22 protein-coding genes and 1 tRNA gene are annotated in these 19,894 nt (G+C 67.7%); 9 read left to right on the top strand and 14 right to left on the bottom strand.

The window, feature by feature from the left end:
* The first annotated feature begins 320 nt into the window (after positions 1–320).
* The 3 genes from ACU0DV_RS03355 (at position 321) to ACU0DV_RS03345 (ending at position 2,150) form a co-directional block, all read left to right on the top strand.
* Positions 321–1,178 (top strand): LysR family transcriptional regulator, encoded by an 858-nt coding sequence (locus tag ACU0DV_RS03355; protein WP_283983404.1) that lies wholly within the window; start codon positions 321–323, stop codon positions 1,176–1,178.
* A gap of 102 nt (positions 1,179–1,280) precedes the next feature.
* Positions 1,281–1,673, top strand: coding sequence for a hypothetical protein (locus ACU0DV_RS03350; protein ID WP_446241039.1), 393 nt, complete (start codon positions 1,281–1,283; stop codon positions 1,671–1,673).
* 126 nt (positions 1,674–1,799) lie between these two features.
* Complete coding sequence (locus tag ACU0DV_RS03345) at positions 1,800–2,150, top strand: DUF6614 family protein (RefSeq protein WP_100930467.1); 351 nt, start codon at positions 1,800–1,802, stop codon at positions 2,148–2,150.
* 51 nt (positions 2,151–2,201) lie between these two features.
* On the opposite strand, the gene ACU0DV_RS03340 is transcribed toward ACU0DV_RS03345, so the two are convergent.
* Positions 2,202–3,656, bottom strand: coding sequence for a carboxypeptidase M32 (locus ACU0DV_RS03340; protein WP_283983497.1), 1,455 nt, complete (start codon positions 3,654–3,656; stop codon positions 2,202–2,204).
* Positions 3,657–3,679: 23 nt separating this feature from the next.
* The gene (locus tag ACU0DV_RS03335; RefSeq protein ID WP_446241038.1) at positions 3,680–4,996 is read right to left on the bottom strand and encodes a COX15/CtaA family protein; all 1,317 of its coding nucleotides are present in this window, start codon (positions 4,994–4,996) and stop codon (positions 3,680–3,682) included.
* Between the two features lie 253 nt (positions 4,997–5,249).
* Between ACU0DV_RS03335 and ACU0DV_RS03330 the strand changes: the two genes are divergently transcribed.
* Positions 5,250–5,576, top strand: a complete 327-nt coding sequence (locus ACU0DV_RS03330) for an SH3 domain-containing protein (RefSeq protein WP_446241037.1) — start codon at positions 5,250–5,252, stop codon at positions 5,574–5,576.
* A gap of 77 nt (positions 5,577–5,653) precedes the next feature.
* Here the strand turns inward: ACU0DV_RS03330 and ACU0DV_RS03325 are convergent, their stop codons facing one another.
* Positions 5,654–6,403, bottom strand: a complete 750-nt coding sequence (locus tag ACU0DV_RS03325) for an RNA methyltransferase (protein ID WP_446241036.1) — start codon at positions 6,401–6,403, stop codon at positions 5,654–5,656.
* A 172-nt stretch (positions 6,404–6,575) separates the two neighbouring features.
* On the opposite strand from ACU0DV_RS03325, the gene ACU0DV_RS03320 reads away from it, so the two are divergent.
* Positions 6,576–7,199, top strand: a complete 624-nt coding sequence (locus ACU0DV_RS03320; RefSeq protein ID WP_283983409.1) for a thiamine phosphate synthase — start codon at positions 6,576–6,578, stop codon at positions 7,197–7,199.
* Between the two features lie 114 nt (positions 7,200–7,313).
* Here the strand turns inward: ACU0DV_RS03320 and ACU0DV_RS03315 are convergent, their stop codons facing one another.
* The 3 genes from ACU0DV_RS03315 to ACU0DV_RS03305 form a co-directional block, all read right to left on the bottom strand.
* A complete protein-coding gene (locus tag ACU0DV_RS03315) occupies positions 7,314–8,150 on the bottom strand; it encodes a lysophospholipid acyltransferase family protein (RefSeq protein WP_446241035.1) in 837 nt (278 codons plus the stop codon).
* On the bottom strand, positions 8,147–8,899 hold the full coding sequence (locus tag ACU0DV_RS03310; protein WP_100930460.1) for a GNAT family N-acetyltransferase: 753 nt from the start codon (positions 8,897–8,899) through the stop codon (positions 8,147–8,149). The genes ACU0DV_RS03315 and ACU0DV_RS03310 overlap by 4 nt, the downstream gene beginning before the upstream one ends.
* A gap of 157 nt (positions 8,900–9,056) precedes the next feature.
* On the bottom strand, positions 9,057–9,239 hold the full coding sequence (locus ACU0DV_RS03305; RefSeq protein WP_005857999.1) for a DUF3553 domain-containing protein: 183 nt from the start codon (positions 9,237–9,239) through the stop codon (positions 9,057–9,059).
* A gap of 26 nt (positions 9,240–9,265) precedes the next feature.
* On the opposite strand from ACU0DV_RS03305, the gene ACU0DV_RS03300 reads away from it, so the two are divergent.
* Complete coding sequence (locus tag ACU0DV_RS03300) at positions 9,266–9,871, top strand: histidine phosphotransferase family protein (RefSeq protein ID WP_254698221.1); 606 nt, start codon at positions 9,266–9,268, stop codon at positions 9,869–9,871.
* 97 nt (positions 9,872–9,968) lie between these two features.
* On the opposite strand, the gene ACU0DV_RS03295 is transcribed toward ACU0DV_RS03300, so the two are convergent.
* The 8 genes from ACU0DV_RS03295 to ACU0DV_RS03260 all read right to left on the bottom strand — a co-directional run bounded on the left by ACU0DV_RS03295 (position 9,969) and on the right by ACU0DV_RS03260 (position 16,837).
* The gene (locus ACU0DV_RS03295) at positions 9,969–11,234 is read right to left on the bottom strand and encodes a glutamate-5-semialdehyde dehydrogenase (RefSeq protein ID WP_446241034.1); all 1,266 of its coding nucleotides are present in this window, start codon (positions 11,232–11,234) and stop codon (positions 9,969–9,971) included.
* A 102-nt stretch (positions 11,235–11,336) separates the two neighbouring features.
* The gene (gene proB, locus ACU0DV_RS03290) at positions 11,337–12,443 is read right to left on the bottom strand and encodes a glutamate 5-kinase (RefSeq protein ID WP_446241033.1); all 1,107 of its coding nucleotides are present in this window, start codon (positions 12,441–12,443) and stop codon (positions 11,337–11,339) included.
* On the bottom strand, positions 12,431–13,477 hold the full coding sequence (gene obgE, locus ACU0DV_RS03285) for a GTPase ObgE (protein ID WP_100930457.1): 1,047 nt from the start codon (positions 13,475–13,477) through the stop codon (positions 12,431–12,433). The genes proB and obgE overlap by 13 nt, the downstream gene beginning before the upstream one ends.
* Positions 13,478–13,597: 120 nt before the next feature.
* Entirely contained in the window at positions 13,598–14,161 is a 564-nt protein-coding gene (locus tag ACU0DV_RS03280; protein WP_446241032.1) for a GNAT family N-acetyltransferase, read from the bottom strand.
* A gap of 10 nt (positions 14,162–14,171) precedes the next feature.
* Positions 14,172–14,711 carry a GNAT family N-acetyltransferase gene (locus tag ACU0DV_RS03275; RefSeq protein WP_100930455.1) on the bottom strand — a complete coding sequence of 180 codons (540 nt, stop codon included), beginning with the start codon at positions 14,709–14,711 and terminating at the stop codon, positions 14,172–14,174.
* A gap of 155 nt (positions 14,712–14,866) precedes the next feature.
* Positions 14,867–15,136 (bottom strand): 50S ribosomal protein L27, encoded by a 270-nt coding sequence (gene rpmA / locus ACU0DV_RS03270; RefSeq protein WP_005857992.1) that lies wholly within the window; start codon positions 15,134–15,136, stop codon positions 14,867–14,869.
* Between the two features lie 22 nt (positions 15,137–15,158).
* Positions 15,159–15,740, bottom strand: a complete 582-nt coding sequence (locus ACU0DV_RS03265; RefSeq protein ID WP_446241031.1) for a 50S ribosomal protein L21 — start codon at positions 15,738–15,740, stop codon at positions 15,159–15,161.
* Positions 15,741–15,973: 233 nt separating this feature from the next.
* Complete coding sequence (locus tag ACU0DV_RS03260) at positions 15,974–16,837, bottom strand: DUF2059 domain-containing protein (protein WP_370311208.1); 864 nt, start codon at positions 16,835–16,837, stop codon at positions 15,974–15,976.
* Between the two features lie 168 nt (positions 16,838–17,005).
* Between ACU0DV_RS03260 and ACU0DV_RS03255 the strand changes: the two genes are divergently transcribed.
* From ACU0DV_RS03255 to ACU0DV_RS03245, 3 genes are all read left to right on the top strand, one after another.
* A tRNA-Ser gene (locus ACU0DV_RS03255) sits at positions 17,006–17,095 on the top strand.
* A gap of 286 nt (positions 17,096–17,381) precedes the next feature.
* Positions 17,382–18,305 (top strand): zinc metalloprotease HtpX, encoded by a 924-nt coding sequence (gene htpX / locus ACU0DV_RS03250; RefSeq protein WP_100930453.1) that lies wholly within the window; start codon positions 17,382–17,384, stop codon positions 18,303–18,305.
* A 157-nt stretch (positions 18,306–18,462) separates the two neighbouring features.
* On the top strand, positions 18,463–19,755 hold the full coding sequence (locus ACU0DV_RS03245) for a PQQ-dependent sugar dehydrogenase (RefSeq protein ID WP_446241030.1): 1,293 nt from the start codon (positions 18,463–18,465) through the stop codon (positions 19,753–19,755).
* Positions 19,756–19,894: the final 139 nt, after the last annotated feature.

Below are 19,894 nucleotides of genomic sequence, written 5' to 3'. Positions count from 1 at the left end.
CGAGAGATCGTCACGGCCCGGCCCTGCGCCGGGCCGTTTGCTGTTCCGGTGATCGCTTCCCGCCCGGTCGAATCAACCTTTGGATGTGGTTTCCGCAGCGTTAACTTTTGGTTCACGATTGGTTTAAACAACGAAAACAGGTACATGCCGCCTATACTTTCGAGACGGCGGTGCCGAACATATTTCGCAAAGTCGTCATTGCAGCTTTGTCTTGATCTACCTAAAGTTTATGGAAACGTGCGGCGCCCCGGCGGGCATCACGTCCTGCAAACCGGGTCTTCACCCCTCAAACCTGCCAGGCTGGCCCTCGGGAAACTGCAATGGAAAACTGGGACGATCTGAGGTTTCTCGTGGCCCTGGCCCGCACCGGCACGATGAAGGCGGCCGCCCTGATGCTGGGCACCAACACCGCCACCGTATCCCGCCGGATCGACAGGCTGTCGGAGACGCTGGGAGAGGCGGCCTTCATCAAGACGCCCGGCGGCTGGCAGCCGTCAGAGGCGGTGAAGGGCCTGATCCAGATTGCCCAGACCTTTGACGGCCAGATCCAGACCGCGCTTCACAGCCGCGTCGGGACGGACGCCGCGCCGGTTCCGCTGAGGCTGGGCTCTGTCCCGTTCATCGCGCGCAACATCCTGATCCCCGGCATGAACCGCTACGGCGACCTGCTTGACGGGATCGAGCTGCACCTGACCGACCGCGTCTTCAAGGACGGGCTCGGAGATCATGACATCGTCATCCAGACGAACCGGCCCGCCGAGGGCCGCGTGGTGACGCGCCGGGTGGGCCGCCTGCCCGTGCGCCTCTACCGCCCCGCAGGCGTGCCCGAGCCGAAGAACTGGGCGGGCTACAGCGCGCAGATGGATGACATGCCGTTCCAGAAATTCGGCTTCGACGCCTTTGGCAAGCCGCCCAAGATCCGGGTGAGCAGCGCGGATGCCATCATCAGCGTCGCCAAGGCCGCGGGGCTGGCGGCCCCCCTGCCCGACCTCGTCGGGATGAACGATCCGGAGCTGGTGGCCTACGATCCGGAGAGGCCGCCGCATGTGATCGAGGTGTGGATGTTCTACCACGAAACCCGCCGCGACGACCCGGTGATCCGCAACACCGTCGACTTCGTCCTGGGGTGTTTCGAGGACATCGAAACCACAAGGACCGAGCGCGCCGCCGCAGAGTAATTTCATTTCTGCAACGTCAGGTTTACCAATCTCGCAATTGAAAACACGTTAAGGATGATTAACATTCCTTAACAAAGCAAAAAATGCGAGCAGGTAACATTCATGGCAAAGACCCTCGACGGTCTGATGTGCGGTTTGCGCATCTCCCTGGCCGGTGCCCTGGCGTACACCGCGTCCGAGCACATCCTCCTTTCCTCCCAGTCGCATGGCGTGCTTTCCCTGAATGACACCCATACCGCCTTGGCCGGGACGATCATGTCCGGCCTGCTCTGGGTCATCTCTGTCTGGCTGATGTTCGGCGTCCGCACCCGTATCGTGGCGGCGCTGGGGCTGACGATCTACGGCGCGATGGCGCTGCTGCTGCCCGGTCTCGACCGGCTGACGGCGCATTCGCTGCTGAGCGTGGCCATCGTGGCCGGCTTGACCCTTCCCGTTATCCTTGCCGGTGGCGGTCACTACAGCCTTGTGCGTGGTGGCTGGCGCGTGGCGCTTTAAGACATTTGAGCAAGTATTTCCCTGTACTACACCGACTGAGGGTGGCTTTTCGGAGCCACCTCTTTTTTTGTCTTAACCCCGCTGAAAGGCAAACGGGTGCACTCCTGCCCGGTCGGAGGAGATGCGATGAACCTGTACACCTGTGCAATCGACCTGAAGAACGACGCCAAGGCGCTTGTCTTTGCCAAGGCGCTGGATGACTGGATGTCCCATCTGCGGGCCATCGGCGCGATCGAAAGCTGGCGCCTGATGCGCCGCAAGCTGAACCTCGCCTCTGGCGCGCACCGCGATTTCCTGCTGGAGATCGAGGTAAAGGACATGACCCAGCTCGACAAGGCGTTCCGGGCGCTTGGCGCCCATGACGACACGGTCGAGGGGCTGTACCGCGCGGTGCACGAACTGATCGCGGTGGCGGAGACCGGGCTTTACCGCCCGTTCCCGGACCCGGAGCGCGCGGAACGCATGGCGTTGATCTGAGGCCGCGCGGCCTGTGGGCGGGCGTGCCGGTGGCGACACGCCCGCGAACGGCTAGAGATCGTAGAGCGCGGTGAACTTCGCTTCGAGGTAGTCGAGCAGCGGCTCCTCCGAAGGGGCGCTGCCGGTGGCCTTCTCGATCAGCGCGCGCGGCTGGTAGAGGCTGCCGTGGTGCTGGAGGTTATCCTTGAGCCAGGCCGTCGCGGCAGAGGTATCGCCGCGCGCCAGTTGCGCGTCGAGGTCCGGCACCGCTTCGGTCAGCGCCTTGTGCAGGCAGCCCGCGTAGACATTGCCGAGGCTGTAGGTCGGGAAGTAGCCGAAGAGGCCCGCCGACCAGTGCACGTCCTGCAGGACGCCGTTCGACGGCTTGTCGACCTCGAACCCGAAATCGGCCTTGAACCGGTCGTTCCACGCGGTTTCGAGGTCGTTGACGTTCAGGTCGCCCGCCACCAGCGCGCGTTCGAGGTCGAAGCGCAGCAGCACGTGCAGGTTGTACTGCAGTTCGTCCGCCTCTGTCCGGATGTAGCCGTTCCGCACCTGGTTCACGGCGCCGTAGAAGGTGTCCTCGTCGGGGATGCCGAAGTCGCCGAAGGTGTCGCGCATCTGGTGATAGAGCCAGCCGCAGAAGGCGCGCGAGCGGCCAAGCTGGTTCTCGTAGATCCGGCTTTGCGATTCGTGCACGCCCATCGACACACCCTGCCCCAGCGGCGTCAGGCGGTAGGACGGGTCGACATTCTGTTCATAGGCGGCATGGCCGACCTCGTGGATCGTCGAGTAGAGGCAGTTGAACGGGTCGAGCGGCACGGTGCGCGTGGTGATGCGCACGTCGTCGCCGGAGCCGGAGGAGAACGGGTGCACCGCCTTGTCGACGCGCCCCCGGCGGAAGTCGTAGCCGAAGGTCTTTGCCAGCAGCCGGGCGAGCTTCATCTGCCCCTGTTCGTTGAAGGATTTCGTCAGGCCGGGCAGCGCGGGTTTCGACAAGACCGCCTCGCGCAGCGCCACCAGCCGCGGCCTGAGCGCGCCGAACATGGCGACGAGGTCCTCGGCGCGCGCCTCCGGTTCGTACTTGTCCAGGAGCGCATCGTAGAGGTCGCCGCCGCAGGCCAGCGCCGCGGCTTCCTCCTGCCGCAGTTTCAGGATCTCCGACAGGACCGGCGCGAAGGACGCAAAGTCGTCGTCGGCGCGCGCCTCCGCCCAGGTGACATGGCCCCGGCTGACGGTGCGCGCGATCTCTGACGCCAGCCGTTCGGGCACCTTGGCGGCGCGGTCATGGTCGCGCCGGATGAGCCGCAGCTTGGCGCGGTCCTGTTCCGACAGGCCGTCGGTCGGGATCGCCTCGAGCCAGTCGCGCACGCGCGGGTCTATGCGGCGCTGGTGGAGCACCGCCTCCATCGCCGCGCGTTCGTCGCTGCGCTGGTCCGCCGCACCGCGCGGCATCATCGTTTCCTGATCCCAGGACAGACGTCCTGCGATCTGGGCCAGCGCTTCGGTGTCGCGCTGGAAGGCCATCAACTCGTTAAAAGCTTGGAGTGTCACTTGGGTCCCCTGACAGACTGGGGCACCGGGTAGCGTGCCGCAAACCTTGCGCGCAGGATCAGTGCCCAAAGAAGGACGGCACCGAACTGGTGAAGGATCGCGATGTGCAACGGTGCCATATACACAACCGTAACGATACCGATGACCACCTGCAGGAGCAACATGGCGAACATCGCATTGTAGCGGTAACGGGTGTCGGAATTGGCCGAGCGGCGGCCCCTCAGCCAGACCACGACGCCGAAGGCAAAGAGCAGGTAGCCCGCCATGCGGTGCATGAACTGCACGAGGCCGGGGTTCTCGAAGAAGTTCCGCCAGGCCGGGCTTTCGACGAACATGTCCGACGGCCAGAGCCCGCCTTCCATCAGCGGCCAGCTCGGGTAGTTGCGGCCCGCGTCGATGCCCGCCACCAGCGCGCCCAGCAGGATCTGCAGGAAGGCGAAGTGCAGAAGGCCCGTGGTCATGCCGAAGAGCTTGGCCTCGCCCAGCCGGCGAGCCTGCATCAGGTCACGCTCCGGTCGGGCGAGCGCGTAGGTATACCACGCGATGTAGCCGAGGATGACGAAGGCCACGCCAAGGTGCGTCGCCAGCCGGTAGGAGGCCACGTCGAGCCGTTCGCCGGACAGGCCGGAATGCACCATCCACCAGCCGACCGCGCCCTGCAGCGCGCCGAGCAGCCCGATGAACAGCAGGCGCGGAATCCAGTCCGGCGTCTCCTCGCGCATGAAACCCAGAAGGAACACCACCAGCGCCGCGATCATCGCCGCGACAAGGCCATTCGTGTCGAGCGGCAGGAGGCCCGCGACGCTGCCCGCTATGGCCAGCGCACCGATGCCGAGCGAGGCTATGCCGCCATACAGCAGTCCGATGCCCGAGGTGCCGCGCGGCATCCGGCCGGCCAGCAGGAACCCGAAGAAGCCAAGCGCCCAGACAACGCCGATCAGCCGGCCAAGCTGCCGGTGGCCCCATTCCCACCAGTAGATCGTCTTGAACTCGGACATGGACATGCCCTTGTTCTGCAACTGGTATTCCGGGATCTCGCGGTACTTGTCGAACTCGGCCGTCCAGGCGGCTTCCGACATCGGCGGCAGCGCCCCGGTGACCGGCTTCCATTCCGTGATCGACAGGCCGCTGTCGGTCAGCCGGGTCAGCCCGCCCACGGCGATCATCACCACGACCAGCACAAAGAGCACCATCAGCCAGATCCGGATCGCCCCGCGCGCGCCGCGGCTTGCCTTGTCGATCATCCCGCCGGTGGGGGCCTGTTTCGGCGTCTCGGCGCCAACCTCCTCGAAGAGCTTGCGTTTCTCGGCCATTCCGGTCTCCTTTTTCGCTTCGCCAACATAGCCGCGTTCGGGCGGGCTTCAAGCGCCAGAGCCGCGCCCGATTGACCCGGCAGGTCGCCCCGCAAGCGCGCCATGGACCCGGGGGCCGCCACGTCAAGGGCGGGGTCGGGTATTCCACCAGTCAGGACTTCCGGACTACGCGTTCCGCCTTCCCGGCCCTACCTTCACGTCAAGCGGCCACACGCCGACCGTCAGTCGATGATTTGCAAACGAGGGTGCCCCGATGAAGACGATCCTGCTTTCCGCCGCCATCGCCACAGCGAGCCTTGCGGGAACGGCGGCCATGGCCGATCAGGTCTGGGTGGGCGGCAGCGCGCTCAACGCCCGCAGCGGGCCGGGCACGCACTACGCAAAGGTCACCACCTTCCCACCCTGCACCGAGCTGAACGCCGTGGGTTACGCCAACGGCTGGGCCAAGGTGGCCTGGCACAACGCCTATTACTGGGTCTCCGCGAAATACCTGCGGGGTCAGGCCTGCGCACCGCGCGCCGCCCACCCGAAGAACACCTACCGCCAGCCCAGCTACCGGCCCAATGGCTACAGCTACTGACGCGGCACGACGTCCCCAGCAGGCCGGTTTCCTCCCTGTCCGGCCCGGCTGACTGGCCGGCTGATCCCCCCCAAGGATCAGCCGGCCTTTTTATTGGCCCACCGCACCATCTGGCGCATCATGCCGTGCAGCATCTGCACGTCGGCCCGGGTCAGCGGCATCCGCGACCACATGTTGCGCAGGTTGAGCTTCATGCCTTCGGCCTTGGTCTCGGGAAAGAAGAACCCCGCCTCGTCCAACTGCTGCTCGTAGTGGCGGGCCAGATGCTCGACCTCGTGGCCCTCGGCGACCTCGGTCCCGGCCAGTGCCTCCGCCTTCGGCGCAAATTCCGCCGTGGCGCGCTGCCATTCGTAGGACATCAGGAGCACGCATTGCGCGAGGTTCAGGGAGTAGAACTCCGGATTGACCGGGACGGTGACGATGGCGCTGGCCTGCGCCACGTCCTCGTTCTCCAGCCCCGCGCGCTCGGGGCCGAACATCACCGCGACGCGCTGGCCCGCGGCGATCCGGCGGGCGGCCTCAGCCATGGCTTCGCGCGGCTCGTAGACCGTCTTCGTCAGGTCGCGCGACCGCGCGGTGGTGGCCAGCACGAAATGGCAGTCCGCCAGCGCCTCGGCCAGCGTGTCGGTGTGCTGCGCCTCGTCCAGCAGGCGCCCCGCGCCGGAGGCCATGGCCACCGCCTTCGGGTTCGGCCAGCCGTCGCGCGGCCCCACGACCCGCATCCGGTCCAGCCCGAAATTCCACATCGCCCGCGCCGCGGCGCCGATGTTCTCGCCCATCTGCGGGCGGACCAGCACGATGGCCGGCTGCTGTGTCCCTCGGGTCATGGCCCCTCCGTCTCGATCGCCCCCGCCTAGAACGCCCGCCCCGGCAGCACAAGCCCCCGCCAGAGGCAGGATTGCCCCCTTCACCGGCGGCTACGCGCGAAACCCCGCCACAAATCCCCATGGTCAAACGGAAAATCCCGCGCTAAGAGGGCCTCCGTCAGGAGAGGACCCGATGACCCAGCCCGAGACCCCGCAGATCTACCTCGTCACCCCGCCGGAAATCGAGCTTTCGCGCTTTCCGGCCGAGCTGAGGCGCGTGCTGGACGGGGCCGAGATCGCCTGCCTGCGCCTGTCGCTGGCCACCCGCGACGAGGACCGCCTGATGCGCGCCGCCGATGCCGTGCGCGAGGTCGCCCATGCCGCCGACGTTGCGCTGGTGATCGACACCCACGTGGTGCTGGCGGAGCGGCTGGGCCTCGACGGCGTGCACCTGCTCGACGGCGGACGCGGCGTGCGCGCCGCCCGCAAGACGCTGGGGCCCGATGCCATCGTCGGCTGCCACTGCGGCCAGTCCCGGCACGAGGGCATGTCGGCGGGCGAAGCCGGTGCGGATTACGTGGCCTTCGGCCCGGTGGGCGGCGCCCTGGGCGACGGCGCCCATGCCGAAACCGAGCTGTTCCAGTGGTGGTCCGAGGTGATCGAGGTTCCGGTCGTCGCCGAAGGCGGCCTCGACCCCGAGAACATCGCAACCCTCGCCCCCTTCGCCGACTTCTTCGCCGTGGGCGAGGAGATCTGGAACGACGATGACCCGCTGGCCGCGCTGAAACGCCTGCAGGCCGCCATGATCCCCGGCTGAGCCCGGGGTACGTCCCGCTCCTTCATCTTGGCGAAAATACCTCGGGGGTCCGGGGGCAGCGCCCCCGGCGTGTCGCCGGGCCGCAGGCACGGCGATACGCCCCTCTTTCCCCCGTCACCCCTTGCGCGACAGCGCCCGCTCGTGCCCCGCGCGGACCTGCGTCTCCAGCGCGTGGGCCAGGCTCTTGCGGTTGGCGTAATCGTCGACCCGCACCGGCGCATGGCAGACCAGGTCCACCGATCCCTGCCGCCGCTGCGCCAGCACGCGGGCCAGCGAGGGCGCGAAGTCCATGCCGCCCCACCAGCCATAGAACCGCGGATCGGCGCCTTCGGGCGCGTGGTAGGCGAGGCTGACCGCCTGCACCGACACCTCGTGCACCAGGTCCTCGTCGAAGAAGGCGGCAAAGAGCGGCGTGCGGAAGGTCAGGACGCGCAGGCCGTCGGTCGAGGTGCCCTCGGGAAAGAACAGCAGCCGGTGGCCGTGGGCCAGCCGTTCGCGGAAAAGCGCAGCCTGCGCGGCGGCATCGCGGCGGTCGCGGGTGATGAAGACGGTGCCGGTCGCCCGCGCGAGGAGGCCGATCCCCGGCCAGCCCGCCACCTCCGCCTTGGAGACGAAGTAGACCGGCCAGCGGCTGTTCAGCACGAAGATGTCGAGCCAGGAGGAATGGTTGGCCACAAGCGCGCCGCACGGCGCGGGCGGGCTGCCGCTGGCCCTGACCCTCAGCCCCATGATCCGCAGCACGATGCGGCAGACCACGCGGGTGATGTGGGGTGTCCAGGGGCGGTCCATGCCGTGCAGCGGACGCTCGATGAGGCGCAGGAGCATCATGAGCAGCAGTCCCGTAACCAGCACCAGCGCGATCGGCGTGCCGCGCCAGGCCACGCGCAGCCGTTCGGACAGGGTGAAGGGCGGATGGGCCGGCGGCTCCTCCCCCTCCCAGGTGTAGCTCATGTCGCCCGCTCCCGCGTGTAGACCGCGCGCTGCCGCTCGGTCATGCGGGCGGTGTCCATCACGAGGCAGACATCGGTGGTGTTGAAGGCGTGGTCGACGTAGGCGCCCTCGCCCACGCAGCCGCCGAGCCTGAGGTAGGCCTTGATCAGCGCGGGCACCTCGAGCATCGCGCCCACCCGGTCGATATCGGCCTCGGGGACCAGGTTCATGTCCTGGAAATTGCGGGCGCGCACCCGCAGGTCCGGCGGCGCGAGGTGGCGGTGGTGCAGGAGCGACAGCGGCTGCGCCAGCCGCGCGATGTCGGTGCCGTGGAAGCTGGCGGTGCCGAACAGCACCTCGATGCCGTGGTCGGTCACGTAGGCGGCCAGCCCCTGCCAGAGGTGGAACATCGCAGGCCCGCCGCGGTAGTCGGGATGCAGGCAGGAGCGCCCCAGTTCCAGCAGCCTGCGGCCAGAGCGGCGCAGCGGCCCGAGGTCGTATTCGTCCTCCGAATAGAACTGCCCGGCTTCCGCCGCGCGGTCGTCGCGCAGGAGCCGGTAGACCCCCACCACCATGTCGCCGCGCGCCGGGTCGCAGACCAGCAGGTGATCGAAGAACGGGTCGAAGCGGTCGCGTTCCAGCCGGTTCTCGTGATCGACCAGCGGGCCGTCGCCGCCCAGCTCGGCCACGAAGACGTCGTAGCGCAGCCGCTGCGCCGCCGCCACGTCCGCCGCGTCCCGGGCCAGCCGCACTGTAAAGCTGTCGCTCATGTGTTCCGTTCCGCCGGCCGCCCGGCGCCCTGTGCCACCCCGTATCCGGGCGCGTTCTAGAGCATCTCGGCCCGGTTTGGAAACGCCCAATTGCCGGGCATGGCGCTTGCCGCGACCGCTCAGTGGTTAACCATTTGTCAACCGGTGACGCCCTAGTTTAGGTTTCGAACACGGGAACGAGGGCCACGACCGAGCCGTCGAGCACGACCTTGCCCTGTTCCCTGAAATTGACGGTGATGCGCCCGTCGATGTTGGACTGGACCTGACCCAGGCCCCAATCCGGCTGATCCGGATGGCGGACGATCTGACCGGGCTCCAGCAAGGCGTTGATGTCGTTCATGTCCGTTCGTCCTTGTGGAGATAGAAATGCAGAATGTCAGCGCCACGCTCGCAGCACTTGTGGGGTCGCGCCTGTGCCACGACCTTATCAGCCCGATCGGTGCGATCCAGAACGGACTTGAGCTGATTGCCCTGTCGGGGGCCGACCAGTCCAGCCCGGAGATGACGCTGATCCAGGACAGTTGCGCCAGCGCCGCGGCGCGCATCCGGTTCTTCCGGGTGGCCTATGGCGCGGCGGGCGAGGCGCAGATGATGTCGCGCCGCGAGATCGCCGGCATCCTGTCGGGCGTGACCAGCGGCGGGCGGCTGACGGCGGAATGGTCGGCGGCGGAGGACCAGCCGCGCCCGGAGGTGCAGCTCTGCTTCCTGGCCTTCCAGTGCTGCGAGAGCGCGCTGCCCATGGGCGGCGCCGTGCGGATCGAGAACGACGCGGCCGGCTGGACGGTGCGCGCATCGGGCGCGCGGATCAACGGCGACCGGACGTACTGGGATCACATCAACGGCGCGGCGCCGCTGGACACGCCGCCGCCCGACAAGGTGCATTTCGCGCTGCTGCCGATCCTCGCAGCAGTGCGCGGGCGGCAGTTGCTGGCCACCCTGACGGACGATTCGATCACCCTGAAGATCGCCTGACACGAGGTCCCGGAGCGGCCCGCCCGGAGCGGAGCGGGGCGGCGGCGCGAAGCCCCGCCCTACGTCATGTCGCGCAGGGCGGGTGCCGTCAGCCTCGTCACTTGCGGAGGATGCCGTCGCCTTCGACGAGGTACTTGAACGAGGTGAGCTGCTCGACCCCCACCGGGCCGCGGGCGTGCATCTTGCCGGTGGCGATGCCGATCTCGGCGCCCATGCCGAACTCTCCGCCGTCGGCGAACTGCGTCGAGACGTTGCGCATCAGGATCGCCGAATCGAGCCGCTGGAAGAACCGGGCGGCGGCGGCATCGTCCTCGGTGATGATGCAGTCGGTGTGGTTCGAGCCGTAGCGCCGGATGTGCGCGATGGCGGCGTCGATGTCGTCCACCACCTTCGCGGCGATCACCATGTCGAGGTATTCCTTGCCCCAGTCGGCCTCCGTCGCCTCCTCGGTGCCGGCGATGGCACGCAGGGTCTCGTCGGCGCGCACCTCCACCCCGGCGTCGATCAGCGCCCGGATGATGCCCTGCCCGATGTCGTCGACCACGTCGCGGTGGATCAGCAGGCATTCGGCGGCGCCGCAGATGCCGGTGCGGCGGGTCTTGGCGTTCTTGACGACCGAGAGCGCCTTCACCGGGTCGGCGTCCTTGTCGATGTAGATGTGCACGATGCCTTCGAGGTGGGCGAAGACCGGCACGCGGGCCTCGCGCTGGACAAGACCCACGAGGCCCTTTCCGCCGCGCGGGATGATGACGTCGATGTAATCGGTCATGGTCAGCATCTCGGAGACGGCGGCCCGGTCGCGGGTCGGCACCATCTGGATCGCATCCTCGGGCAGACCGGCCTCTTGCAGGCCGTGCACGAGGCTGGCGTGGATCGCGGCGCTGGAATGCAGCGATTCAGAGCCGCCGCGCAGGATCACCGCATTGCCGGACTTCAGGCAGAGCGCGCCCGCGTCCGCGGTCACGTTGGGCCGGGACTCGTAGATCACGCCGATCACGCCGAGCGGTGTGCGCACGCGCCGGATGTGGAGGCCCGAGGGCTGGTCCCATTCGGTGATGACCTTGCCCACGGGATCGTCCTGCTGCGCCACGGCGATCAGGCTGTCGCGGATCGCGGCGATGCGGTCCTCCGTCAGGGTCAGGCGGTCCATCATCGCGTCCGAGAGACCCTTTTCGCGCCCGTAGTCGAGGTCCTTTGCGTTGGCCTCGACGATGGCGGCGCGGTTGTCCCACAGGTGAGCTGCGGCGGATTCGAGCGCCTTCTGCTTGGCTGCGGCTGGTGCGAAGGCGAGATCCGCTGCGGCGGCGCGCGCGCGCGTGCCGATGTCCTGCATCAGGGCGGGGATGTCGGTGAGATCCTTCATGGGCCTTGCCTTCGTGGTTGGGGTTCGAGGGGTATTTTTACAGGGGATGCGCGCGGGGCGCCAGTTCTTCGGACGCCCGCGCGCGCCCCGGGTCAGAACGGGTCAGAGCGCCATGTCGTCGCGATGGACAAGCACGGCGCGCCCCGGATAGCCGAGGATCTGCTCGATCTCGGCGCTGTGGTGGCCGGCGATCTGGCGCGCCTCTGCGGCGGTGTAGCGGGCGAGCCCCTGCCCCAGCGTGGTGCCGTCGGGGGCGCGCAGCGTCACCGGGTCGCCCCGGCCGAACGTGCCTTCGACCCGGGTGAGACCGGCGGGCAGCAGGCTTTTCCCGCGGGCCAGCGCCTGCGTGGCGCCCGCGTCGATGATCAGCGTGCCCTGAGACTTCATCGCGGCGATCCAGCGCTTGCGGGCGGCGTGCGGGTCCATGTCGGCGACGAAGAGCGTGTGCGGCGCGCCGTCCCTGAGGCGCGTCAGCGGGTGATCCGCCGCCCCGTGCATGATGACCATGGCGCAGCCGGAGGCCATGGCGGTCTTGGCGGCCATCACCTTGGTCTTCATCCCGCCCTTGGATAGGCCCGAGCCCGCGTCACCGGCCATCGCCTCGATCTGCGGTGTTATATCGTTCACCGTCGCGAGGCGCTGTGCCTGCGGGTCGCTGCCGGGGTTGCCGGTATAGAGCCCGTCGACATCCGACAGCAGGATCAGCAGGTCGGCGCCGGTGGTCACGGCGATCTGCGCCGCGAGGCGGTCGTTGTCGCCATAGCGGATCTCGTCCGTGGCGACGGTGTCGTTCTCGTTCACGATGGGCACGGCGCCGTGGCTGAGCAGCGTGGCCAGCGTGGCGCGGGCGTTCAGGTAGCGGCGGCGGTCGGCGGAATCCTCCAGCGTCACCAGCACCTGCGCGGTGATCAGACCGTGGCGGGCCAGCGCCTCGGCCCAGGCGTGGGCAAGGCGGATCTGGCCGCAGGCGGCGGCGGCCTGTGCCTGTTCCAGCGGCAGCGTGGTCTGCGGCAGGCCGAGCAGCCCGCGCCCCAGCGCAATGGAGCCGGAAGAGACCAGGATCACGTCCTTGCCGGCGGCCTTCTGTTCGGCGATGTCTTCGGCGATGGCGGCGAGCCAGTCCCGGCGCAGGTCGCCGGTCTTGCGGTCCACCAGCAGCGCAGAACCGATCTTGACCACCAGCCTGCGCGAGGCGGTCAGGGCTTCCAAGGCTTGTCCTCCTCGTCCTCCGGATCGGCGGGACGGTCGGCGGCGCGGCGGGCATCGACATGCGGCCGGAGCGCGCGCAGCACCTCGGTCACGCCTTCCTTGGTGGCGCCGGACATCAGCATGACGTTCTCGGCCCCGGCGGCCTCCAGTTCGTCCTTGAGGAAGGCGCGTTCCTCGTCGTCCATGGCGTCGATCTTGTTCAGCACGGTGATGCGGGGCTTGTCGGTCAGCCCCTCGCCGTAGGCGTCGAGTTCGTCGCAGATGGTCTGCCAGTCCTCGATCAGCGTGCCGGAGGTGCCGTCGATCAGGTGCAGAAGGACGGCGCTCCGCTCGATATGGCCGAGGAAGATGTCGCCCAGGCCACGGCCTTCGTGCGCACCCTCGATCAGGCCGGGGATGTCTGCCACGACGAATTCGGTGTTGTCGACCTTCACCACCCCGAGGTTCGGGTGCAGCGTGGTGAACGGGTAATCCGCGATCTTCGGCCGGGCGTTCGAGGTGGCGGCGAGGAAGGTGGACTTGCCCGCGTTGGGCAGCCCCACGAGACCCACGTCCGCGATCAGCTTCAGCCGCAGCCAGAGGGTGCGTTCGATGCCTTCCTGACCGGCGTTGGCGCGGCGCGGCGCCTGGTTGGTGGAGGTCTTGAACCGCAGGTTGCCCCAGCCGCCGTTGCCGCCCTTGGCCAGCAGGACGCGATCGCCCAGCGTGGAGAGGTCGGCGATGACGGTTTCCTCGTCCTCGTCGATGATCTCCGTGCCCACGGGCACGCGCAGCAGGATGTCGTCGCCGTTCTTGCCGGTGCGGCCGCGGCCCATGCCGCCCTGCCCGTTCTGGGCGAACCAGTGCTGCTGGTAGCGGAAGTCGATCAGCGTGTTGAGGCCGTCCACGGCCTCTGCCCAGACGGAGCCGCCCGTGCCGCCGTCACCGCCGTCGGGGCCGCCGAACTCGATGAACTTCTCCCGGCGGAACGAGACCGAGCCGTTGCCGCCCGAGCCGGAGCGGACATAGACCTTGCAGAGATCGAGGAATTTCATCGGAACGTGCTTTCGAACTGGGTGGCCGGGATGTAGCGGGATTTGCGTACGGGAACAAGCGATCCCGGCGTGTGGAAGGGGCGGACTGCGCGCGGGCCGGGCCGTTGCGCAGGCGGGGTGTTACGGGTGCGCCGGGTGGGCGTCCGCGGGGTCATGTCGTGGCGGGAACGGCGCATCGGCGGGCAGGATCACCCGCTCTACCGTCACCGGCCGGCCGTGGAAGAAGGCGTGCCGTTCTTCGTTGTGTGTCGGGCCTTGGAACCCCAGCTTTGCCAGCACCCGGGCAGAGCCCGCGTTGCCGGTGATCCAGCCGCTGTGGATGGTGGCCCCGTGTTCGGCGCGGTGGTGACGGATCGCGGCCTCCGCCGCTTCGGTCATCAGCCCCCTGCCCCAATGGTCGCGGCGCAGCCAGTAGCCCAGTTCCCACGCCGCCGGACGGTCGTCGGCAAGGCGGCTGGCGTGCTCGATGGTCAGCACCCCGCAGGGCACGTCCTCGGCGACCAGCGCCAGCGTTCCGGGGCGCCCGGCAAAGCGTGCGACGAAGGCCGCGCCATCCGCCGCCGCGTAGGGATGCGGCACGGAGGTCAGCCAGCGGTGCACTTCGGGATCGGCGATGTGGCGGGTGATCCAGCCCTCGTCCCCGGCGCGAAGAGGCCGGAGGACCAGCCGCTTCGTGCGCAACATGGGGGGCTCCTCAGCTCAGCTTTTTCAGGTAGGTCCAGGTCGGGACCTTCGACTGGCGCGCGACGGAATAGGATTCCGCGTCGCCGATGTATTCGAAGCCGCAGTTCACCAGCACCTTGGCCGAGGCCGGGTTGTCCTGAAAGACGGAGGCGAACATCGTCTTGTTGTTCAGCGGGTTGGCCTCTACCAGGGCGCGCACGGCCTCCGACGCGAGGCCGGTGTTCCAGAAGGCGGGCGCCACCCAGTAGCGGATCTCCGACTGGTCGCGGTCCAGCCGCATCAGCTTGATCACGCCCATGAATTCCGACCCGCCGACGCGGGTCCCGTCCATCGCCCAGATGTCCCATTCGCGGTCCGGCGCCACGGCGCGGGTCACGAAAGCCTCTGCCGCGCCGGGGGGCACGGGGTGCGGGATCGTGGGGGTCATGGCGGCCACGCGCTTGTCGGAGGCGTAAAGCTCCCACAGGCCCATGTCGGACCGGCGCACGGGGCGCAGGTCGAACCGTTCGGTTTCCACAACAGGAAGGTCATTCGTCAAATCAAGGCCCATCTGCACTCTCCTCTCGTGCATCCCTCGCAATCACGAAGGTCTGGGATAACGGACATACATGTCCGATATAAGGCCGGGCCCGGTCGCTCAAAAGGCGAAGGGGACCGGCCGGTTGGCCGATCCCCCGTCTGTAACTTTCAGACCTGAAAACCGGCTTACTCGGCAGCCTCCGCTGCCGGCATTACGGAAATGAAGGTGCGGCCTTTCAGTCCCTTGTGGAACTGGACGGCGCCCTCGACCGTGGCAAAGATCGTGTGGTCGCGGCCCATGCCGACGCCTTCGCCCGGCCAGAACTTCGTGCCGCGCTGACGCACGATGATGTTGCCCGGGATAACGGCCTGGCCGCCGTAAAGTTTCACGCCGAGGCGACGACCTGCGGAGTCGCGACCGTTGCGGGAGGAACCGCCTGCCTTTTTATGTGCCATGTGTCTCTCTCCTTACTATCGGTTACGCGAGGGTCTTCGCCTGCTCGACCCACTCCGGCTTCACCTTGGTGGCCTCGAAGGTTTCCGGGTCGACAGCGGCGAGCTGCGCGTAGGTCGTGATGCCTGCGTCGTTCAGCTTCTTGGCGGCGGCGGGGCCGACACCGGTGATCTGGGTCAGGTCGTCACCTTCGCCACCCTTTGTGGCGGCTGCGGGTGCGGCTGCGTCGTTCGACGCGGCCTTCGGAGCGGAGCCCGCGCCGATTGCGGCCTTGACGCCGGTCTTGTCTGCGCCTTCGGACAGGATCTCGGTGATCCGCAGGACGGTCAGTTGCTGACGGTGGCCCTTGGTCCGCTGCGAGCTGTGCTTGCGGCGACGCTTCACGAAGTGGATCAGCTTCTCGCCCTTGACCTGGTCCACGACCTCGGCCTGCACGGCCGCGCCCGACACGAAGGGTGCACCGACGACGACGGAGTCACCGCCGAGCATCAGGATGTCGTTGAACTGAACGGTCTCGCCAGCGTCTGCGGCCAGCTTTTCCACCCGGAGGGTGTCGCCGGCTGCGACCTTGTACTGCTTGCCGCCGGTTTTCATCACCGCGAACATGCGCGTCTTCCTTTTCTCTGCCGCGTCCTTCGGCCCCCGGTTCCGGGCGTTGGCGGGGCACCTGCCCCGGCCTCGAACTGCGCGTCTTTCTCAAGACGTTGGTTGATGTGCCCTGCGTCGGGCGGGTATCTCAAAAACGAAAGGCGGGGCCTGAGCCCCGTCCTTTGGTCCGGTGCCTATACGCGCGTGCGACAGGCCTGTCAAGCGCTCCGCACCACGCGGCGCGCCCTGTTCTACAGCTCCTGCGTCTGCATCTGTTCCGCCGCGGCGAGCCCCAGCGCATAGGACACCTCGTCGTACATCGCGTTGAACCCGGCAAAGAGCGCACGGTTCAGAAGACGCCCCTCCGGCGTGGCCGAGATCTCGATGTACTGGTCGAGTTCCGCGTCCGTCAGCGGCTCGTAGGCCAGCATCAGGAAGGCATAGAGCCATTCGCGCGTGTCGTCGCGGGTCTCTTCCTCCTGCCCCCAGACGTCGGCGAGGATGTCGCCCTCCGTCATCGCAAGGCCGCCGCCGTCCACCAGCCCGCGGTAGAACTGGAAGGAGGCGTTGAGCGCGCCGGCCACGTTGGCCTCGAGCAGGTCGTTCACCTCGATGAAGCGGGTGAGTTGCTGCATCCGCGGCGCGTCGAGATCGGCGGCAAGGAAAGCCTGCCGCGCGGTGTCCTCCACCTCGTCGTCGATCATCGCGCGGCGCGCCGAAAGCTCGAGCTGCACGATGCGGGTGCCCGTCTCGGACGAGAAGAAGTCGACCAGCGGCCCGATGTCGGTGCCGTCCAGCAGATGGGCGAAGTGGTTGCGCATGACGATGTGCATCTTCGGCACGTCGTAGATCTGCGACAGAAGGGTCTGCCAGCGGGCGTTGTCCCCGCCCTGGAACATGTCGTCGCCAAGATCGGCCCCGTAGGCCAGCCCCTCGACGCGCATGATCTCGAGCATGGAATCGATCTGCAGCGCATCCAGCAGGTCGTCGATGCCCTCTTTCGCCGGATCGGCACGCAGAGGTAGCGCGGCGACAAGGCAGAGCATCAGTGCGGCGGCGATGCGCATGAGCCCTGCCCCCGCGGGCTGCTGCGCGAATCTGGTGGCGGTGGCCATGGGGTTGTCCGGGTCCTCGTGCGTGTTTGCTGGGTTACAGGTAGCCCGGCAGGCGGGCGGCAACAACCGTGTTGCGCGGCCTGTGCGGCGCTCCGGCGAAATTCCGTTGTTTTGGCTGTTGCACCTGCCTTTTGAATTGTCTAAACGCCCCTCTACCCAGACCCCCGCGGAGAGGTGCCGGAGTGGTCGAGCGGGGCGGTCTCGAAAACCGTTGTGGGCGCAAGTCCACCCAGGGTTCGAATCCCTGTCTCTCCGCCACATTTCCCCGACTATGGATCGCCCTCTCCTGCCTTGCGCAGGAAAGACGGCGTGTGGGGATTGTCGGCTTTGTCTTACATATCATGTGCGCGGGTCATCGGCGTGACATGCCCGCTGGGTCCTTTTTTCCGTGCCTCTAATAGATGTGGAGCCGCTCGGCGGCGGCACCTTCCGGTGCAGCGCCGCCCTGAGACCCATCATTCACATCCACCGGCAAATGCTTGCGCGCTCGGGAACCGTCTCCATATCTCATCCATTACCGCATGGAAGCGGCACGGAGGCTTGGATGGGCTATGTAAAGACAGCGATGCTCATGGCGGCGATGACGGCGCTGTTCATGGGCGTGGGCTACCTGATCGGCGGCACGGGCGGCGCGATGATCGCGCTTCTGGTGGCGGCGGGGATGAACGTCTTCACCTGGTGGAACTCGGACCGCATGGTCCTGCGCATGCACAACGCGCAGCCGGTGGTGCGCGGCGACCGGATGGGGCTGCACGCCCTCACGGCCGAACTGGCGCGCAACGCCGGGCTGCCCGAGCCCAAGGTCTACCTGATCGACACGCCGCAGCCCAATGCCTTTGCCACCGGGCGGAACCCCGAGAATGCCGCCGTGGCGGTGACCTCGGGCCTGATCCGCAGCCTCAGCCGCGAGGAACTGGCCGGCGTGATCGCGCATGAGCTGGCGCATATCCGCAACCACGACACCGCGATCATGACCGTGACGGCGACCTTCGCCGGGGCGATTTCCATGCTGGCGAACTTCGCAATGTTCTTCGGCGGCTCGCGGGAGAGGCTGGGCCTGATCGGCACGCTTTTGATGATGTTCCTTGCCCCGCTGGCGGCGGCGCTGGTGCAGATGGCGATCAGCCGGACGCGGGAATACGCCGCCGACAAGGCCGGGGCGGAGATCTGCGGCCAGCCGCTCTGGCTGGCCTCGGCGCTGGAAAAGATCGCCGTGGGCGCGGCCCGCATCGACAACCACGCGGCAGAGCGCAACCCGGCCACGGCGCATATGTTCATCATCAACCCGCTGCATGCCCACAAGCACGACAACCTGTTCGCGACCCACCCCGCGACGGAGAACCGGATCGCTGCCCTGCGCGCCATGGCCGGTCAGGCAGGTTCGGGACGTGTGCGGGACACCGCGACCGTCTCTTCCAGCAGCGTGCCGAAGACCCGCGCGCGCCGTCAGTCCGGTCCCTGGTCGTAAGGGTCCGGCGGGGCGACTGCGGCGACGCCCAGCCGTCAGACGGACGGCCCCCGCCCTGACGCCACCGCTTTGCGCCCGCCTGACCTTCTGAGCGGACAAGGCAGGTATCGCTCGTCCACGGCGTTGGATAAGGTGCCGGTCAAACAGAGAGGTACACATGGAGCTTATCGCAAAAGCAACCGCCCTTGTGGGCGGCACCGTCGCATACGTCCGGCGCATGGGATCGCCGGCACATCAGGCCTTTGGTGCAAAACCCGACATTCCCGAGGCCCGTGCGCAGGGCATCATGACGCTGAAGATGCCGGTTGCCGAAGGCTGGAAGAACGGTCGCCTGCCGACCTGCGCGCCCGGGCTCAAGGTCAACGCCTTTGCCAGCGGGCTCGACCATCCGCGCTGGATCGAGGTTCTGCCGAACGGCGACGTGCTGGTGGCGGAGTCGAAGGAACAGGCCGGGCCGCCGAAGACGCTGATGGATCACGCCGCGCAGGCGACGATGCGCCGGGTCAAGGCCATCGGCAAGAGCGCCAACCGCGTCACCCTGTGGCGCGACGCGGACGGCGACGGCGTGGCGGAGGTCCGCAAGGTCTTTGTCGAGAACCAGAACCAGCCTTTCGGCATGGCGCTGGTGGGCAACCGCTTCTACCTCGGCAACACGGACGGGATAAAGGTCTTCGACTACGCCGACGGGGACCAGGCGCTGTCCGGCGACGGAGAGAAGCTGGTCGATTTCAAGCCGCACGGCCACTGGACGCGCAGCCTGATCGTCTCGCCCGACGGGACGAAGATCTATGCCGGGGTCGGGTCGCTGTCGAACATCGGCGACCAGGGCATGGCGGCCGAGGAAGGCCGCGCGGCGATCTGGGAACTGGACGTGGCCACGGGCGCGGCGCGCATCTTCGCCTCGGGCCTGCGCAACGCGGTCGGCATGGCGTGGGAGCCGGTGACCGGCAAGCTCTGGACGGTGGTGAACGAGCGCGACGGCCTGGGTGACGAGACGCCGCCGGATTACCTGACCTCGGTTCAGGACGGCGGGTTCTACGGCTGGCCCTATTGCTACTGGGGCAAGACGGTGGACGACCGCGTCGCGCAGGACCCGGAGATGGTCGCGCAGGCGATCACGCCGGACTACGCGCTTGGCGGGCACACGGCGTCGCTGGGGCTCTGCTGGATGCCCGAAGGCACCCTGCCCGGTTTCGGCGCGGGCATGGTGATCGGCCAGCACGGATCGTGGAACCGCTCGAAGCTGAGCGGCTACCGGCTGATCTTCATCCCTTTCGAGGGCGGCAAGCCGAGCGGCCCGGCGCGGGACATCCTGTCGGGTTTCCTGTCGGAGGACGAGAAGCTGGCCTACGGACGGCCTGTCGGGGTGACGCTGGGACCGGACGGCAAGTCGCTGCTGATGGCGGATGACGTGGGCGACGTGATCTGGCGGGTGACGGCGGCCTCCTGAGCGCCGTTGCGGGCGCCTGCATTCACCGAAGCGCCCGACATAGATGCTGCGGCCCTGTCACGGATCAGGGCCGCAGCTTTCCCCCGGTCAAGCCTGCCTTGCGGAAAGACGCTCTGTATAGCGGATGGTCCTGTCGCGA

It is taken from the genome of Sagittula sp. (assembly GCF_052825245.1).
The sequence above is the reverse complement of the archived record's forward strand: the minus strand, read 5'-3'. Positions and strand labels throughout refer to the sequence as shown.

Coding starts and splice junctions, on each gene's coding strand:
- ACU0DV_RS03350 (WP_446241039.1), top strand. CDS start 1,281: ATGGCAAAGACCCTCGACGGTCTGATGTGCGGTTTGCGCATCTCCCTG.
- ACU0DV_RS03295 (WP_446241034.1), bottom strand. CDS start 11,234: ATGAAGGATCTCACCGACATCCCCGCCCTGATGCAGGACATCGGCACG.
- htpX (WP_100930453.1), top strand. CDS start 17,382: ATGGGCTATGTAAAGACAGCGATGCTCATGGCGGCGATGACGGCGCTG.
- ACU0DV_RS03340 (WP_283983497.1), bottom strand. CDS start 3,656: ATGGCCTTCCAGCGCGACACCGAAGCGCTGGCCCAGATCGCAGGACGT.
- ACU0DV_RS03315 (WP_446241035.1), bottom strand. CDS start 8,150: ATGAGCTACACCTGGGAGGGGGAGGAGCCGCCGGCCCATCCGCCCTTC.
- ACU0DV_RS03325 (WP_446241036.1), bottom strand. CDS start 6,403: ATGACCCGAGGGACACAGCAGCCGGCCATCGTGCTGGTCCGCCCGCAG.
- ACU0DV_RS03245 (WP_446241030.1), top strand. CDS start 18,463: ATGGAGCTTATCGCAAAAGCAACCGCCCTTGTGGGCGGCACCGTCGCA.
- ACU0DV_RS03355 (WP_283983404.1), top strand. CDS start 321: ATGGAAAACTGGGACGATCTGAGGTTTCTCGTGGCCCTGGCCCGCACC.
- ACU0DV_RS03330 (WP_446241037.1), top strand. CDS start 5,250: ATGAAGACGATCCTGCTTTCCGCCGCCATCGCCACAGCGAGCCTTGCG.
- ACU0DV_RS03310 (WP_100930460.1), bottom strand. CDS start 8,899: ATGAGCGACAGCTTTACAGTGCGGCTGGCCCGGGACGCGGCGGACGTG.
- obgE (WP_100930457.1), bottom strand. CDS start 13,477: ATGAAATTCCTCGATCTCTGCAAGGTCTATGTCCGCTCCGGCTCGGGC.
- ACU0DV_RS03335 (WP_446241038.1), bottom strand. CDS start 4,996: ATGGCCGAGAAACGCAAGCTCTTCGAGGAGGTTGGCGCCGAGACGCCG.
- rpmA (WP_005857992.1), bottom strand. CDS start 15,136: ATGGCACATAAAAAGGCAGGCGGTTCCTCCCGCAACGGTCGCGACTCC.
- ACU0DV_RS03345 (WP_100930467.1), top strand. CDS start 1,800: ATGAACCTGTACACCTGTGCAATCGACCTGAAGAACGACGCCAAGGCG.
- ACU0DV_RS03300 (WP_254698221.1), top strand. CDS start 9,266: ATGCAGAATGTCAGCGCCACGCTCGCAGCACTTGTGGGGTCGCGCCTG.
- ACU0DV_RS03260 (WP_370311208.1), bottom strand. CDS start 16,837: ATGGCCACCGCCACCAGATTCGCGCAGCAGCCCGCGGGGGCAGGGCTC.
- ACU0DV_RS03265 (WP_446241031.1), bottom strand. CDS start 15,740: ATGTTCGCGGTGATGAAAACCGGCGGCAAGCAGTACAAGGTCGCAGCC.
- ACU0DV_RS03280 (WP_446241032.1), bottom strand. CDS start 14,161: ATGTTGCGCACGAAGCGGCTGGTCCTCCGGCCTCTTCGCGCCGGGGAC.
- ACU0DV_RS03305 (WP_005857999.1), bottom strand. CDS start 9,239: ATGAACGACATCAACGCCTTGCTGGAGCCCGGTCAGATCGTCCGCCAT.
- ACU0DV_RS03320 (WP_283983409.1), top strand. CDS start 6,576: ATGACCCAGCCCGAGACCCCGCAGATCTACCTCGTCACCCCGCCGGAA.
- ACU0DV_RS03275 (WP_100930455.1), bottom strand. CDS start 14,711: ATGGGCCTTGATTTGACGAATGACCTTCCTGTTGTGGAAACCGAACGG.